Genomic DNA, 16608 nt, shown 5'->3' on the forward strand with positions numbered 1-16608 from the left:
GCTTCTCGCCGACGCGAAGCTGGAGGCTGATCACTATCGTGAGCAGGCCCGGCAGGCGGTGGACGAGGCGGGTCGGCAGCGAATCGAGATCCTTGAGCAACTGATGGGCGTGTACCGCGACCTGGAATCGGTTCCGGCCACCCTCGAGTCCGCTTACCATGAAGTCAAGAATGCAACGGAGGCGAGTGCAGAAGCGCCGTCGGAGGAGACAGTCAACGCTGGCTGAGCTCGCGGTGTTCTCGGCGCTGTGACCGGGCCCGTTAGGCTGACCGCCGCGCAGGCCCGGCGGATAGCCGTTGCAGCCCAAGGATTTAGCGAGCCGCGGCCCGCCGGCGTGGTCACTCGTGCGCACCTGCGACGGCTGATCTCGCGCATCCAGGTGCTGCAGCTCGACTCGGTATCGGTCGCGGTGCGTGCCCATTACGCACCGGTGTTCAGCCGGCTCGGTGACTATGACCGGGCTGTTCTGGACCGTGCGGCCTGGGATCACTCCGCCCGCTCGCCGCGGCTGCTGGTGGAGTATTGGGCGCACGAGGCCGCGCTGATGGCCGTCGACGACTGGCCGTTGCTGCGCTGGCGGATGCGTCAATACCGGCACGGCCGGTGGGGCACCCACATCGTGAAGGCCAACCCGCAGCTCGCCGACAAGATCGTCGCCGCCGTCACCGAACTCGGTCCGAGTACCGCGGGGCAAATCGAGGCGCAGCTGGCCGCCGAGCCCCGCGGTCCGAGGGGAGCCTGGTGGGGGAGCCGCAGCGACACCAAGTGGGTCGCCGAGGCGCTGTTCGCCGCCGGAGTGCTCACCACGGCGACCCGGGTCGGGTTCGCGCGGCACTACGACCTGACCGAGCGGGTGCTGCCACCCGATGTGCTGGCGCGGGAGGTCGACGAGGACGACGCCGTCCGCGAGCTCGCACTGCGGGCGGCCACCGCACTGGGCGTGGGCACCGAGGCCGACCTCCGCGACTACTTCCGGCTGGCCGCGGGACAGGCCAAGCCGGCGATCGCCAAACTGGTGGCCGACGGCGAGCTGGAGCCCGTCGATGTCGACGGTTGGTCGGCGCCGGCGTATTTGCCTGCGGGGCAGGTGATTCCGCGGCGCGATCGCGGCACGGCGCTGTTGTGCCCGTTCGACCCACTGATCTTTTTCCGTCCGCGGGTGGAGCGGCTTTTCGAATTCCACTACCGCATCGAGATCTACACGCCCGCCAACAAGCGCCAATACGGTTACTACGTCTGGCCGTTTCTGCTGGACGGAGAACTGGTCGGGCGGGTCGACCTCAAGGCCGACCGTGCCGCGGATGCCCTACACGTCGTGGGGGCGTTCGTCGAGCCGGGTCGCTCGCCGTCGCGGGTGGCCGCAGCGCTGACATCGGAGCTTGCGACGATGGCGTCGTGGCTGGGATTGGGTGGCGTCACCGTCGGCGACCGCGGCGATTTGGCCGGCGAATTGCGCTCGGCATGACATCGGGCAAACGCGTGCAGCTGCCGCCTGCTCCCGAGCTGACCGACGGGCCGGACCTGGTGTTGCGGCTTCCGATTTCCGGCGATGTGGACGACATCGTTGCGCAGTGCCGCGACCCGGAGTTCCAGCGCTGGACGACGGTCCCGGTGCCATACCACGCGTCAGACGCACAGGAGTTTGTGAATCGGGTCGCTGAGGGCTGGCGGGCCAACGTGGCGAGGTTCGCGATCGCGTACGACGGACGCTTCGCCGGAACCGTGGATTTGCGGTTCGACGGCATCGGTGGTGCCGAAGTGGGCTTCGGGCTCGTCCCGTGGGCGCGGGGCAAGGGTGTGATGACCCGCGCGCTACGGCTGGTATTGGCTTGGGGTTTCGGGCTGCCGGGCATCGAGGTGGTGTATTGGCGGGCGCAAGTGGGCAACTCGGCGTCGCGACGGGTCGCCGGCCGGTGCGGGTTCCGCATGGAGGGGACGGTGCGTGGTCTGCTGGAACAGCGCGGCGAGCGGCGCGACGGTTGGATTGGCTCGCTGCGCCGTGGCGAGCCGCTGACCGGGCAGCCAGACGGACCGGCTCAGGGCGCCTAGAGCCCGCGAATGCGGTGTTAACGGGTCGCCAGGGCCTCCCGTCCTCGTTAACCGTTAACGCCGCTGAGCAGACGCCATGCGAAGACCTGTTCGGTGACGGCGTTCGGAAAGTAAAGCCCCACATGCTGATCGAGGAACCAGTGCCCTCGACCGGATTTGCGTCAACGCGCGGGGTCGGCCCCACCGGTCTCTAGGATTGGGTCGAAAATTCGTCCGGTTGGCGGGTGGCTGGGATTGGGCGGCGTGACGGTTGGCGAACGAGGCGATCTGGTGGGCCCGCTGCGGAAGGCCGTCGCGCGCCGGTGACTTACGCGTTGATGTTGACGTTTAATGCGCTTGGGTAGACCAGCCATATCGCGCGCGGTTGGCTATCCATCTTGGCCTGCAGCGTGGCGAGATCTTTCTGGAACTCGAACATGGCCGCCTTGGCGAGCGGGTCGAGCCCGAAGTAACTGAAGTCATACATCAGTGCGCGTCGGCGCACATTCAGGATGTAGTTCGCGTTGACCAGCCGCTGGTAGACATCCAGCGGTTCACGTGGGCGATCTTTATAGTTTTTGTATATTCGCGGCGGCTGGCGGTGCGTCCAGAGCTGATAGTTCCACATGAAGCTGCCGAGGATCTCGTGTTGCACGGTCACCAGGTACAGCTGATTCGCCAGCAGTCGCGCCAACGTGCCCCGAGTGACATTTGCGGGAGTCACGCCCACTCCGTGAGGGACGCGTTTGTCGAGTTCCTCGAGCCAGGCCATCACCTGTTGGTCGCTGCGCACGCTGCCGGCGCCGGTGGCACTCGATGAGTAGTAAATCTTCACATAGTTGAGCGCGAATTGAAGCATGGTATCGAACAGCGCCTCTAAGTTGTCCTGCGTCGGTGTGTCGAAGCCGGCACCGCACACCCCGCGCGAATTGCCGTCCCGTTCAGGATCGTTGACGATGTCGTGATACTGCAGGTAGGAGTCGTCGAACAAATCGCACATGCCTTTGAAGCTGAGGCTGAAGGTCGTCTCGAAATCGCCACCGGGGACCATCTGTCCGCGAGTGACCATGTCGTTGCTCTGTTGGGTCCCGTAGATGTAAGGCCATAGCAGTCTGCACAGCGGGTGATCGGCCGACAGGCAATTGCGTGTCGCGATAGCCAACTGTGCACCGCCTGCCAAGTGCACCCAGTTGAAGTGGCGCACAAGGGAAAGGTGGGTCGAGGCGGCGCACAATGCGATTTTGCAGGCCCGGTCCCAGAGTGGATCTTTTGGCGTGATCTTGCCCAGTTCGCATTCGATGCGATAGGCCTCCAGTGCACGTCGCCGCTTATCCAGGCGGAATAACACCCGCGAGCCGATGTTGATGAGGTCGTCGTGGTGCTCGTAGTCCCTGAGCGACAGCAGATCCCACTCCCAGTCGGTGCTGTTTTCTACCTGCTTTGTGTAGCAGGCGAACGGTCCGCGCACTGCCAGTGAGCCGAGATCTGGACTGCCCAAATACTCGGCCGGCATGTCGGGTGGATCAAATAGGTCACAACGTAGCCCGCTGTAAGCCCGCTTCAACGCCACATGCGGGTCTTCGTGGATTGATGGCAGGCCCGGCTGCATCGGGGACAGCCGGGTGGTGTAGAGCCAGACCTGGACGGCGAAGAATATCGTATTTCGTAAAGATCGTTCATCCCGGGGGATGTCGGCGCGTGTGCACACCTTCACATTGCGCAGCGGTATCTGGGGGATTGCTGTGATCATCGGCTTCGGTTCGATGTACCACCGTTCGGTCGGTGGCAACTTGATGTCGTCCGGCTTCGCGGCCCGGAATTTCACAAAGGCAAGGAAATCCCAAAACGCGCGCCGCAGAAACCACATCAGCATTCTGGGCTGCCAACAGTGCTTACCCACGGCGGTGCGTGCCGCCACGCCAAGGGTCAGGTTGCGTTTCGCTGTCCCACGCGCGCAGCGGATGCTGCTCGGGCCTCAGCTCGGGACCGTCGTCCCAAGGCTCGAACGCGTTCTTGATGTTGGCGAGGCCGGTATCAGCAAGCTCAGGATAGTGGCGCAGAATCACGGTCTTGAGGTCGGTCTGGTCGATCCAGCGCAGGCCTTCCGGGGTGTAGACGTCCTCGTTGTAGCAGTCGGTGTAGAATCGATCTGCCTGCAGCCGGCGGCTGGCACTGAGGATGAAGATCTGAAACACCGTCTCGCCGAAGCCGAATCCGTTGGGCCGCTGGGCTTCGGCTAGCGTACCGATCAGCAGGTCGAGGTCCTCGACGCCCTTGCGGCCGCTGCCGTAGACCGACTCAAGCTTCTTGGTGACGTCCGGGTCGTCGGTGACGTCGTCGAAGCTGCGAATCGGGCTCAGCCCTAATTGGCGGCGGAACTCGTTATAGCGCGGTACGCCGCGTTCCCGCGCGCGGACGATATCGACCGTGCCCATATCGAGGAACGTATTGCCCGGGACGCTGAGTTCCTGCATGAAGCGCGGAAAGTTGTTGAGCACCAGCGCTCCCGGGTGCTGGTTGCCGAACGAGTAGAAGAGGTCCGACATCGCGTATTTCTTCGTGCCTCCGGTGGAGAAGCCTGGGCATTTCTTGTCCGTGCAATCCTGCGTCATGCAGGCTGAGCCGTGCTGGCGCGTCGCGGGTAACGGCACAGGATCGCTTTTGTCTTCGCCGGGCCGTCGCAGCCGCAATGTCTCGGGTAACAGTGAGTGCAGTCGGTAAACTTCAACAAACTCCTCAGACAGCCCGTACACGCAGCCGTGCCTGTTGATTGGGTTGCCGACGATGCCGCCGAGTTCGGGGTTGCGGATGTTCACCTCGGCAACTGTCTTGCGCTCCTTGCCTTTACGCAACAGGAAGGTCAGCAAGCCGTACCAGTTCGAGTTCAGCCCCGTCTCGAGCGTCTGGTTGGGCAGAATGGCCGGGGTCCACTCGACGGAGTGGATCTTGGCCATCAACGCGGCGTTGATGAGCCGCGCGACATTGAACAGGCAGTCATCATCCCAATGGGGGTACGCGTCATGCAACATGTCGCAGATGGCGTTGTGTTCACGCACGAAAAGGGTGTGCAGCATGCTGAGGCCGACCCACCAGTTCCGCAGGAATCCGGCTTCCTCCACGCGCGTGCCGGAGTCAACCGGCAGAGTGCCGTCGGCATTCAATCGCATCTTGCCAAAGTCATTGCTGCGCAGGCTGTCCTGAGTGTCCTGGTCGCTGCCGTAGATCTGTGAGCCGTCCCACCAGTGGGTGACTTCGTTGATGAAACTCGTAGCGGCGGGCTCTTCGGCCGCGCGCGTCGGACCGCCGAGCGTCGGGTCGACCTGCGTCTTGCCGATCGCCAACTCAGTCTGCAGGTAGCGGTCCCGTGCGGGATCTTTCTCGGGCAGATCCACGCTGATGAAGTCGTCAGACTGGGTATCGCTGTGGCTGACCCAGTCATGAATCATGAATTGGATCCACGACGCGGCCAGCAGATTGAGGAAGGGGACTACTTCTACCTTGGGTTGGCCGTTGTCATCGTCTGGCCGCCTGAGGAGCTCGCGGCTGATTGTGCGCGCGTTTGGCGTCTTCAATCGCTCGTCTGCCTCGGGTTTGGCGGCGGAAAGGTCGACGTTGCGCAGGAAGCGCGTGCCGGCGGCGCCCTCTTTGGGATCGTCCAGATTGTTCCAGCTCCCGTCGGCGGTGCGGAAGTTCTCGACGCTGGGGGGAGCTGACTGGCCCCGCGTCTGGAAGGCGACCAGCTCCCCGGCCGGGTAGGTGCTTACCAGGTTGTGGGCGTTCAGCACCTCGCGTATGTAGGCCAGCGTCAGAACTCCCGACAGCCACCGGCGACCGTCCCAATTGGTCCAGACCCGGGCACGGTAGTCGTATTTCCAGCCCACCCAGCGGGTGGCGGCGTTTATCACCACCGTGCCCAGTGCACCCAGGGACTCGCCCAAGAACAGGCGCAGTCGTCGCACCCAGCCGTACCGTCGGGGTCGGTCCGTCGGGCAGATCAGCTCACCGTCGCGCACTGAAGGAGGCTTGAGCAGGTCGTCGTCATCCTTGAAGTAATGCGGTTTGGGCACCTCGGTGTAGATCTGGGCGGCGTGGTTCGCCTTCGCAAGGTTGCTCATTTCCCGCCACTCGCGGAGCTCGCTGTCCGAACCGCCGGCTTGACCTGCCTTGTCGTATTCTTCCTCAGCCGCGCCGTATTGCTCGAGCTTGAAGTGGGCCAGGCCCGCCAACGCGTGCAGCGTGCCGTCGGACTGCGGGCCGGCGAGGAGAGGTTTGAGAAGAGTCAGGGCTTTTTTGTATTCGCGCTGTGTCAGGGCTTCCCGCGCCCTCTCTTCTGACATACGGAGCTCCTTGCATGGCAAAACCAGGAACAAAAATTTACTCGACGCACGTAAACGTGGGCATGAAACCCGCTATTCACCAGTGGGAAGCTCGCTTATCCTCAATTCGCTTTCTCGTTTCATTCGGTGAAAAGAATAGGGCAGTGACCCGGAAGTTGCCGACTTAAAGCGTTGGCTGCCCGCGTGTGTCGCAGGTTCCACATGGCGTCGTCCCTAACGCCGGCGGTCGATAATCTCCTCTGCTGCGCCTGGGAGCCTTAAGGTTGGTGCATCAGGCGGTTCGCACCAGTGATCAGCGGGGGGAGAGGTGGATGGGGCCAGCAGGCGCAGTGTGCCGAGCATGCGGCACTGACCTTCGCCACGGCGCCCGGTTCTGCGACTCCTGCGGGGCGCCCGCGCCACAAGCCGGAGAACAGCCGGAGTTCAAGCAGGTGACGGTCTTGTTCGCCGATGTGGTGAATTCCCTGGCGATCGCCTCGACGCTCGGGGCGGAGCGGTTGCGCGAGATCATGGCCGACGTCTTCGGCTGCGCGGCAACGATTACTCGGCGTTATGGTGGCACCGTCGATAAGTTCACCGGCGATGGCATTATGGCGCTCTTCGGCGCGCCAGTCGCGCTGGAGGACCACGCTTTTCGGGCCTGTTTGGCGGCGTTGGACATCCAAGAGAGGATCGCGCAGCTGGCTGACGAAGTGCAGCGCCGCGACGGCGTCGCGCTGGAGCTGCGGGTCGGGCTGAACTCGGGACAAGTGATTGCCGGCGAAATCAGCTCTGACGCAAGGGCGTACACCGCGGTCGGCGAGCAGGTCGGGCTAGCACAGCGGATGGAATCGGTTGCCCCGCCCGGCGGGGTGATGCTTAGTGAATCCACCGCACGGCTGGTCGAACACGTTACCGTGCTGGGGGCGCCCGAGTCCGTGATTGTCAAGGGCGCCGAGGAGCCGTTGGCCGCGCGGCGGCTGCTGGGAGCTGCTGCTGAGCGGATGGGGATCGGCCGCCGCGAGCCGACCTTGGTCGGACGCGCCTGGGAGATGAACACGGTCGCCGGCATCCTCGATCAGGCGCTCAACGGTGCCGGCTGTGTGGTCGGGGTGGTCGGGCCACCCGGTATCGGCAAGAGCCGCATCATGCGCGAGGCTGTGACGCTGGCTACCGGCCGCGGGTTCGAGGTATTTACCGTCGCGTGCGAATCCCATACTCGCGATGTCCCGTTCCGTCTAGTAGCTCGACTGATGCGCACCGTGTTCGGGGTCAGCGGCCTCGACGAGCAGGCGGGCCGGGCGCAGGTCCGGGACCGCATCCCCGACGCCAACCCCGAGGACCTGCTGTTACTGGACGACCTGCTCGGAATCGGCGACCCCGACGCCGTGCCGCCCGCCATTACCGCCGATGCCCGTCGGCGCCGGTTAGCCGCCCTGCTGAATGCCGTCGCCCTGGCCCGGCGCACACCGGCACAATATGTGATCGAGGACTTGCACTGGATCGACGATGTCAGCGAGGCCATGCTCGCCGAGTTCGTCACCGTTCTGCCGCAAAGCCATTCGCTCGTGCTGCTCACCTACCGCCCGGAATACCGGGGCGCGTTGTCGCGGACACCGGGCGCACAGACCATCTCACTGGCGCCGCTCAACGCGGCGCAGACCGCGGCGTTGACCACCGAGCTGCTCGGTACCGACCCGTCCGTGCGTGCTCTGGCCGCGCGGATCGCCGAGCGGGCCGCCGGAAACCCGTTCTTCGCCGAGGAGATGGTGCGTGATCTGGCTCAACGCGGTGTGCTCGACGGCGATCACGGCGCCTACCTTTGCCGAGATGACGCCGCCGATATCAAAGTGCCGGGCACGCTGCAGGCCACCATCGCCGCGCGCGTCGACCGCCTCGGTAGGCCGGCCAAGCACTTTTTGTATGCCGCCGCGGTCGTCGGTGCGCGGTTCAGGGCTGAACTGGTGGCCGCCTTGCTGAATGACATTGGAGTAGGGGAGGCGATCGCCGAGCTGCTCGAGGTGGAGTTGATCGACCAGGTGATGTTCACCCCGCGGGCTCAGTACGCGTTCCGGCACCCGTTGATCCGAACCGTCGCGTATGAATCCCAGCTGAAGGCCGGGCGCACCGAGCTGCACCAGCGCTTGGCCGTCGCGATAGAACAGCAGGATCCCGGGGCGGCCGACGAGAACGCCGCTCTGATCGCCGAAAACCTCGAGGCTGCAGGGGATTTGCGCGCGGCGTTCGATTGGCACATGCGCGCCGGCGCCTGGTCGGCCTTCCGCGACATTCGGGCGGCCCGCACCAATTGGCAACGGGGACGCCAGGTCGCCGACCGGCTACCTGCCGACACCCCATATAGGACGTCGTTGCAGATCGCGCCGCGCAACCTGCTCTGCGGCACCCTCTGGCGAACCGGTGGCAGCATCGCCGACACCGGATTCGACGAGCTGCGAGACCTGTGCACCTCTGCTGACGACAAAGTGTCGCTGGCGATCGGCATGACCGGGTTCATCATGGCGTTGACCTTTCACAACCGCTTCCGCGAGGCGGCCCGAGTGGCTTCGGAGCAGAGCGAGCTGCTCGAATCGATCGGAGATCCGACGCTGACCGTGGCGCTGCTGTTCGCGGCGATCTACGCCAAATGCCAAGCGGGCGAGATGATCGAGGCGCTGCGATTGTCGAATCGACTGATCGACTTGGCCGACGGCGACCCGACCAAGGGCGACTTGATCTTCGGCTCACCGTTGAGCACGGCGGTCGCGATGCGCGGGCACGTCAAGATGTGCCTGGGAATGCCAGGATGGTTAGACGACGCCGCCACGTCGATCGCGATGGCCGCTCCGCTGGACCCGACGAGTTATGTCTTCGCCCTGCTCTGGAAATACGTTGCCTCCATTCCGTTCGGGGCGCTGCCGGCCGATGACACCGCGAATCGCGAAACCTCCGTGGCGCTGCGCATCGCAGAGAGTTCCAGCGACGACTTCGTGCTTGGAATGGGCCGTCTCTGTCGAGGTCTCGTTCTGGTTACTCGCGAGGGCCCGCAACGCGAGGCCGGCCTCGACTTGTTCACCCAAGCCCGTGATATGGCCGTGGCGGAGCGGTTCTCGCTGAGCCCGCTGATCATCGTCGACCCCGAGTTTGCGATGCAGAAGGCCCGCGCCGGTGATCTCGATGGTGCCATCGAGATGATGCGGGAGGTCGTGGACGGCGCCTACGAAAGCGGTGACATGATCTGGCGCGGAAGGGCCACCGAGGTTTTGGTGCAACTGCTGGTTGGACGCGGATCTTTTGGTGACCAACAAAATGCGCAGGCGGCAATTGACCGGCTGGACGCCGTGCCGACAGATCCCGGCTTCGTGCTCCACGAACTCCCACTGTTGCGCTCGCGGGCGCTGCTTGCGCACGCGCGCGGCGACGAGAACAGCTATCGAAACTTCTTGGAACAACACCGTGCCAAGGCAGCAGCCGCCGGCTTCGACGCTCACATGGCCTCCTCAGATGCGACTGTGATTGCGCCCCAACATGACTCGGCCGTCCAGTGACGAGCGTTCGACTTCCGCACAGGAGTTCCGCCATGGCAGGACTGGGTGAGCGCGCGGTCGTTCTCGGGGCGAGCATGGGTGGCCTGCTTGCGGCGAGGGTCCTGGCCGAGTTCTTTGGAACCGTCACTGTTGTCGAGCGGGATGTATTACCGGATGACCCCGCTGTCCGACGAGGGGTACCGCAGGGTCGGCATGTTCATGTTCTGCTGGCCCGCGGCGCGCAGATCTTGGATGAGCTGTTCCCCGGCTTTCTCAACGAACTCGTAGCCGACGGTGCTCCCGTTTGGGACGACGGAGAGCTGTCCGACCTGCACTTGTCTTTCGGCGGCCACGAGATACTCCGGTCGGGCCAGATAGCGAGGGAGCCCAAGGCACTGGCGGTCTACATGCCGAGCAGGCCGTTTCTGGAATGCCATGTCCGGCGGCGCCTAGAGGCGATGAGCAACGTGACGATTCTCAGTGGCCACGATGTGAGCGAGTTGACGTCGACACCGGATCGCGGTCGCGTCACCGGAGTACGGGTGGTTAACCGCGACGGCGGTGCCGAACGGGAGTTGAGGGCCGATGTCGTCATGGACGCGATGGGCCGCGGTGCGCACACGCCGGCTTTTCTGGAGAGCCTCGGGTACGGCCGACCGATCGAGGACCACATCGTCATGCACACGAACTACGTAAGCCAACTGCTGCGAATCCCCCCGGGCACGCTGAAGCAGATGCTGGTCGACATCGGCCCCGCGCCAGACAGGCCAACCGGAATGTTTCTGACCGGCTATGAGAACGACACGTGGATGTTCACGGTCTTCGGGATGGTGGGGCACCAGCCGCCTCGCGACCTGGCCGGCATGCTGTCATTCGCCCGCGAGTACTGCCCCGCCCACCTAATTGCGGCGATACGGGCCGCTGAACCCATTGGCGAGGTGGCACATCACCACATGCCGTCCAGCCAGTGGCGCCGCTACGACAAGATGCTCCAACTACCCGATGGTCTGCTGGTGTGCGGCGACGCAATCTGCAGCTTCAACCCCATCTACGGGCAAGGGATGACTGTGGCGGCGCTGGAGGCTGCCACGCTGCGGAAGTGTCTGCGTGATGGCGGCACCCATCTGCCCCGGCGGTACTTTCGCGCGTCGGCGAAACCGATTGGCGTGGCCTGGCAGATGGCAGCGTGTTCTGATCTAACCTTCCCCGAGGTGGCAGGGCGACGGTCGAGGTGGATGGGCGTTACCACGCGGCTTCTGGACTGGGCGCTGACCGCGTGCGAGTCCGATCTCGTTGTCGCCGTGCGCTTCTTCAAAGTCAACGGTCTCATCTACTCCCCACTTCGCCTGCTCCACCCCGTGTTCGTCTACCGAGTGGCCGTCGTCAACTTGCGCCGCCGGCGAGGCGATGGGCAATTTCCGCGGCCGAAGTCGCCAACCGAGCCCGCTAGGGCTTGATTGCCCGCCTCCTTTGCGGGCCGTTCCGGCCCATATCGGCGCCCCGCGGGGTTGGTACCGCAGGAAGCCGTGCTCGGTGACGCGTTTGAGAAGTAAAGCCGCACATGTTGATCGAGGAACCTCGTGGCCGCGGTGTCGACCTGGTCGGTGTATCGAATTTACCTAAATCAAATGGTCATCTGTCCGCGGGCGAACCGATAACGCTGTACTGACCTCTAGTGCCCTCGACCGGATTTGCGTCAACGCGCGCGGTCCGCCCCACCGGTATCTACGATTAGTTGGACAATTCGTCCGGTTGGAGGGGACCTGGCTTTGCGCGCCACCTTGCGATCCCCTTGCCACGCCGTCCGTAGGACGGCGTGGCGCCGCGATGGGCGTAAGCGGTGAGCAGTCCAACTCTTGACCTCGAAGGTCTTATGGTCGACCGAAAGGATGAGTTCGCCGAACTTCGAGCCGCGGTCGACGAGGCTGGACGCGCCGGCGGCGGATTCACGCTGCTCAGTGGCACTCCGGGGGTAGGCAAGTCGACGCTCATGCACGCCTTGGGGGCAGAGGTTTCCGGCCGCAACTGCGTGTTTGCCTACGGCAGGTACCAGGACGGTGCGGCGGCACCGTACTCGGCGCTGGGAGTCGCGCTTGGCTCGCTTGTCCGCAGCATGGAGGCCACCGGCACCGCTGAGCGTGACCGTTGGCGCGCCGACCTGGTCAGCGAGATGTCGGCGCTCACCGGCATCCTCGAGGCGCTGGTGCCCGAGTTGGCGCAAGTGCTGGGCGCGGCTGTGCCGGTGGCTGACCTGGATGCGGCGGATGCTCGGCGCCGGCTGCAGCGGGCCGCCATCCGCCTGTTGTCCACCACCGCCTCCTACCGAACGGTCGTGCTGGCAATCGATGACTTGCAGTGGGCGGACCGGGATTCTTTGCTGCTGCTATCCGAATTGTTGACGGTGTCGGTTCGCAATGTGCTCGTCCTCGGGGCGCATCGCGCCGGCGAGTTCGATTCGGCTTCAGCGGGCCTCGCGTCGGTCGGCGTCCGACGGATGGACCTCGCCCCGCTGTCTCACGAGCATCTGGAGGAGTTGCTCGCGGCCGTGTGCGGCCACGGGATCGACCTAGGCGATGTCGCCGCTGAGTTTCATCACCGAACCCAGGGCAATCCGTTGCAGGTCCGTCAGCTGCTGTACCAAGCGCAACGAGAAGGCGCGCTCGTCCCCGTCGGCGCAGGGGGGCAGCCGACCTGGGACCTGCGCGTCCTGGCGTCGATCCAGATCACCGCCACGGCCGCCGAGTTCCTCGGCCAGTATCTCGATCAGCTGGGCACGCTTGATCGGTCGGTGTTGAGTTCGCTGGCGTGTATCGGTGGCGAGTTCGACCTCGCCGACGCAACGGCAGCGGCCGCCCAGCCGGCTGATGTCGTGGCCCATGCGCTCTGGTCGGGTCTAGAGCTTCGCCTGCTCGAGGCCGTCGACAGCCGCGGCCAGCGGATCGCCAACGCGATCAGCCGCGAGGCGCGGTATCGCTTCAGCCACGACCGGGTGACCGAGGCGGCGCGGGAGGGCATGTCCGATGACACCCGGCGCGCGACGCACCTCCGGATCGGCCGTCGGTTGGCCGAGATGGGGGACGATCGGCTGTTCGAGGCCGCCCGTCACCTAGGCATAGGTGGCTACCAGCTGGCCGACGAGGAGCGTATCCAGTTCGTCGACGTGCTGCGCCGCGCGGCACGGAAGGCTCGTGCGCAGGCATCGTTCCCACTGGCCCTCGAGCACTGCCGAGACGGTCTTGGCCTGCTCGGTGCATCGCGCTGGTCCGTTCACTTCTCGTTGACCAAGGAGCTGCAGCTTGACGCCGCGGAGGCCGCCCTGCTGGTGGGCGACGCGGTGGCGCTGCATGGGCTGCTCGACGAGGCCGAGGAGGTCCTGCACGAGCCGGCCGACCGTGCCCGACTCGCCTTCCTCAGGCTCAAGGGGCGGGTAGCGCAGAACCGCCTCCAAGACGCGCTGGAAACCGGACTGCGGGCGCTTGAAGAACTCGGCGAGCCGCTGCCACGCAATGCGGGCAAACCTCGGATGGCCAACGCGCTGATGCGGATAAAGTTCGCTACGCGCCGCTGGACCACCGAACGGCTGCTGGAGCTGCCGCATTGCCAGGACCGGCGTGTCATCGAGATCCAGCGGATCCTCTCTGAACTGCGCAGCATGTCCTTCATCCTCAAGCCGAATCTCTTCCCGTTGATCGTGCGTAAGCAGCTCGAGCTTCTGTTGGCCCACGGCCATACCCTCACCTCGCCCACGGTGCTCGCCAGTTGCGGCCTGCTGCTCGTCCTGACGGGCGACCACGCCGGCAGCCAGCGCTTCGGCGAGGTTGGCCTGCGGCTCACGGAGCAGAAGGAGTTCCGGGACGCCCGCCCGGAGACGCTGTTCTATTACCTGACATTCATCCGCCACTGGCGACACCCAGTTCACGACGGCCTGGGCCAGCTTCGCGAAGCCGTCGATGAGGCGCTCGACCGAGGTGACCAGGAGTACGCGGGTTTCCTGGCCGCGGTCCTGCTCTCTCAGTTGTTCTGGGTCGGCCGCCCAATGGCGGAGATCGACGCCGTCGCACAATCCCTCGTCCCCGAGATCCGTTCCCAGCCGGTGCCCCTTGCGCTTTGCCAAGCTGTGCAGCAGCTTTGCCTCAATTTGATGGGCCGCAGCGAGAATCCCTTCCTGCTCGCCGGCGAGAGCGGCTACGACGAGCGTGAGGTGTTGCCCGCGGCCCGCCGTGAGGGTGACGGCGTGGCCCTGGCCGCCGCCCTGGCCGTGAAACAGGGCCTGCACTTCTGGTGTGGCGACCACGCCGGCGCGATCCGCGTCGCGGACGAGGCCGTCGAGCACATCGGCGGTATGGCCGGCATGGCGGGCATGCAACTCTATTACCTGCTCAGCGCGCTGAGCAGGATTCGGGCCGCGCCGAGTGACCGCTCGACCCGGCAATCGGTGCGCCAGGCACTAGCGCTGCACCGCAAATGGGCAGCGAGCTCGCCGGCCAACTACGCGGCACCTTATGCGCTGATCGAGGGTGCGTGGGCGCGGGCCCGCGGGCAGCACAGCAAGGCGGAGCGCTTGCTCGCCCGGGCGATTGAGCTCGCAGCGGAGCACCAGCTTCCGCTGATTGGCGCGCTCGCCCACGAAGAGGCCGCCACCCACAGCGCCCAGACCGATCGGCCGAGGCTCGCTGCCCACATGCTGCGGTCGGCATACCAGGGTTACCTGAGTCTGGGCATCGCGGTGCGCGCGGAGCGGCTCGCGGAGGCTCATCCATGGCTGCTCAGCCGCGACCTCATTCCGGCGGGCTCAGCAGGAATCGACCCTGTCAGCGCGCATCAGGTGGTGCGCGCGCTGCCGACAGCGCGCACCCCAGATGGCTTGGCCAAGATCCTGCTGGGAATGGTTGCGAGCACGACCGGCGCGGCCCGTGCTCTGCTTCTCACCGGCGAAGGCGGACAGCTTGCGGTTCGGGCCGTCCGGGAGCACGGTGCCACCACGATCATCGAAGGCCCCTGGACCGCGACGACCCATGACCACTCCGTTGTGGTGCGGGTGGTGGACAGCGGCCGTCCGGTCATGGTCGCGGCCGATCCGGTCCGCCCCGGTGATCATCCGCTCGGGCCAGACGAGCGCCAAGCGGCGATCCCGGCCCTCCTCGCCGTCCCGGTACTCGTGCAAGACAAGACGATTGGGGTGATCTACGCCGAGCATCACGAGCCGGGCAGACGCTTCTCTGCCAGGGACGAGGAGGCGGTCGCCTTCTTGTGCGCCCAGGCCGCCGCGCCGTTGTGGAACTTCGAGCTCGAGGCCCGGTTACGGGCCGCCGACGAGCATCGGCAGTCCCTCATGGACGTGCAATCGAGATTTGTGCCCAACGAATTGCTGCGGATTCTCGACATCGACGATCTGCGTCGTGTCCGCAGCGGCTACCGGGTCGGGCGTCAGATGACGGTGCTCATCTCCGATATCCGCGGGTTCACAACCATGATCGAGGACATGGACGTGCTCGAGGCGAGCAATTTGGCGATGGGGTTCCTGCGAGCGGTCGAGCTGCCGATCATCAGCTGCAACGGCATGATCCAAGACGTGCGTGGGGACGAAATCGTTGCCGTTTTCGAGTCGGAGCCGGACAACGCCGTCCGCGCCGGGCTCGCCATGCTGCGGTCCTTGCGGAAGCACAACCAAGAACGGTTGGCACTGGGCTCCGAAGAGCTGCGAGTCGGAATCGGTATCAACACCGGCGCCGTCGGGGTGGGGTTGGTCGGTGGGGTGAACCGCATGGTCCTCACGATCATCGGTGATGCCGTGAACCTGGCCGCGCGTATCGAGAGCGCCAACAAACGCTACGGCTCGGCCCTGCTCATCTCGGACGCCACGTACACCCGTCTGTCAAACCGCGACCAGTTCGACATCCGCCGGATGGAACGAGTCATGGTGGTCAACCGGCGCCGAGCGGTCACGATGTATGAGGTTTACGACGGGGATCCCGCGCCGGTGCGGGCGGCGAAGCGGGCGGCGCAGCCCGCTTTCGACGAGGCCTTTCGGCTGTTCGACGCGGGCGACGCCGAACTGGCGCGCGCCGCCTTCGAACGATGCCGCCAGTTGCTGCCAGACGATCCGATCGCAGCACTGCATCTGGCCCACTGCGACGCGATGGATAGAGGTGAGATAACCCCTGGGCAGGAGGTTGCGCTTAGCCAGAAGTAGCGAACCAACGCTTACTTCCGGTCGTCAGACGGCGCTGTGACCCTGCCCGTTAGGCTGACCGCCGCGCGGGCCCGGCGGATAGCCGTTGCGGCCCAAGGATTTAGCGAGCCCCGGCCCGGTGGGTCGGTCACCCGTGGGGGAGCCGCAGCGACACCAAGTGGGTCGCCGAGGCGTTGTTCGTCGCCGGGGTGTTCACCACATCGACGCGGGTCGGGTTCGCGCGGCACTACGACCTGACGGAGCGGGTGTTGCCGCCTGACGTGCTGGCGCGGGAGGTCGACGAGGACGACGCCGTCCGCGAGCTGGCACTGCGGGCGGCGACCGCGCTGGGCGTGGGCACCGAGGCCGACCTCCGCGACTACTTCCGGCTGGCCGCGGGACAGGCCAAGCCGGCGATCGCCAAACTGGTGGCCGACGGCGAGCTGGAGCGCGTCGATGTCGACGGCTGGTCGGCGCCGGCGTATCTGCCTGCGGGGCAGACGATTCCGCGGCGTGACCGCGGGACGGCGTTGTTGTGTCCGTTCGTTGCGGCTTCCGCTTTCCGGCG

Annotated in this window: 7 protein-coding genes and 2 pseudogenes; 7 read left to right on the forward strand and 2 right to left on the reverse strand. The window is 65.4% G+C overall.

What is annotated here, in order from left to right; translation table 11 throughout:
- From VNW74_RS27845 to VNW74_RS27855, 3 genes and pseudogenes are all read left to right on the forward strand, one after another.
- Positions 1-226, forward strand: a pseudogene (locus VNW74_RS27845) (cell division protein DivIVA); the annotation flags it as partial.
- 21 nt (positions 227-247) lie between these two features.
- Positions 248-1465: a winged helix-turn-helix domain-containing protein gene (locus VNW74_RS27850; protein ID WP_325682886.1), complete on the forward strand. Its 1218-nt coding sequence runs from the start codon at positions 248-250 to the stop codon at positions 1463-1465.
- Positions 1462-2049, forward strand: coding sequence for a GNAT family protein (locus VNW74_RS27855; RefSeq protein ID WP_325682888.1), 588 nt, complete (start codon positions 1462-1464; stop codon positions 2047-2049). The genes VNW74_RS27850 and VNW74_RS27855 overlap by 4 nt, the downstream gene beginning before the upstream one ends.
- Before the next feature lie 307 nt (positions 2050-2356).
- On the opposite strand, the gene VNW74_RS27860 is transcribed toward VNW74_RS27855, so the two are convergent.
- Positions 2357-3946, reverse strand: a complete 1590-nt coding sequence (locus VNW74_RS27860) for a hypothetical protein (RefSeq protein ID WP_325682890.1) — start codon at positions 3944-3946, stop codon at positions 2357-2359.
- The gene (locus VNW74_RS27865; protein WP_325682892.1) at positions 3921-6365 is read right to left on the reverse strand and encodes a peroxidase family protein; all 2445 of its coding nucleotides are present in this window, start codon (positions 6363-6365) and stop codon (positions 3921-3923) included. The genes VNW74_RS27860 and VNW74_RS27865 overlap by 26 nt, the downstream gene beginning before the upstream one ends.
- Before the next feature lie 311 nt (positions 6366-6676).
- Between VNW74_RS27865 and VNW74_RS27870 the strand changes: the two genes are divergently transcribed.
- The 4 genes and pseudogenes from VNW74_RS27870 to VNW74_RS27885 all read left to right on the forward strand — a co-directional run.
- Entirely contained in the window at positions 6677-9889 is a 3213-nt protein-coding gene (locus VNW74_RS27870; RefSeq protein WP_325682894.1) for an adenylate/guanylate cyclase domain-containing protein, read from the forward strand.
- A gap of 32 nt (positions 9890-9921) precedes the next feature.
- Entirely contained in the window at positions 9922-11325 is a 1404-nt protein-coding gene (locus VNW74_RS27875; protein ID WP_325682896.1) for a 2-polyprenyl-6-methoxyphenol hydroxylase-like oxidoreductase, read from the forward strand.
- 416 nt (positions 11326-11741) lie between these two features.
- Positions 11742-16061, forward strand: coding sequence for an AAA family ATPase (locus VNW74_RS27880; protein ID WP_325682956.1), 4320 nt, complete (start codon positions 11742-11744; stop codon positions 16059-16061).
- A 131-nt stretch (positions 16062-16192) separates the two neighbouring features.
- Positions 16193-16606, forward strand: a pseudogene (locus VNW74_RS27885) (DNA glycosylase AlkZ-like family protein); the annotation flags it as partial.
- Positions 16607-16608 lie beyond the last annotated feature (2 nt).

The sequence above is a fragment of the Mycobacterium sp. genome (genome assembly GCF_035570115.1).
GTDB lineage: Bacteria > Actinomycetota > Actinomycetes > Mycobacteriales > Mycobacteriaceae > Mycobacterium.

Coding starts and splice junctions, on each gene's coding strand:
- VNW74_RS27870 (WP_325682894.1), top strand. CDS start 6,677: ATGGGGCCAGCAGGCGCAGTGTGCCGAGCATGCGGCACTGACCTTCGC.
- VNW74_RS27880 (WP_325682956.1), top strand. CDS start 11,742: ATGGTCGACCGAAAGGATGAGTTCGCCGAACTTCGAGCCGCGGTCGAC.
- VNW74_RS27855 (WP_325682888.1), top strand. CDS start 1,462: ATGACATCGGGCAAACGCGTGCAGCTGCCGCCTGCTCCCGAGCTGACC.
- VNW74_RS27865 (WP_325682892.1), bottom strand. CDS start 6,365: ATGTCAGAAGAGAGGGCGCGGGAAGCCCTGACACAGCGCGAATACAAA.
- VNW74_RS27875 (WP_325682896.1), top strand. CDS start 9,922: ATGGCAGGACTGGGTGAGCGCGCGGTCGTTCTCGGGGCGAGCATGGGT.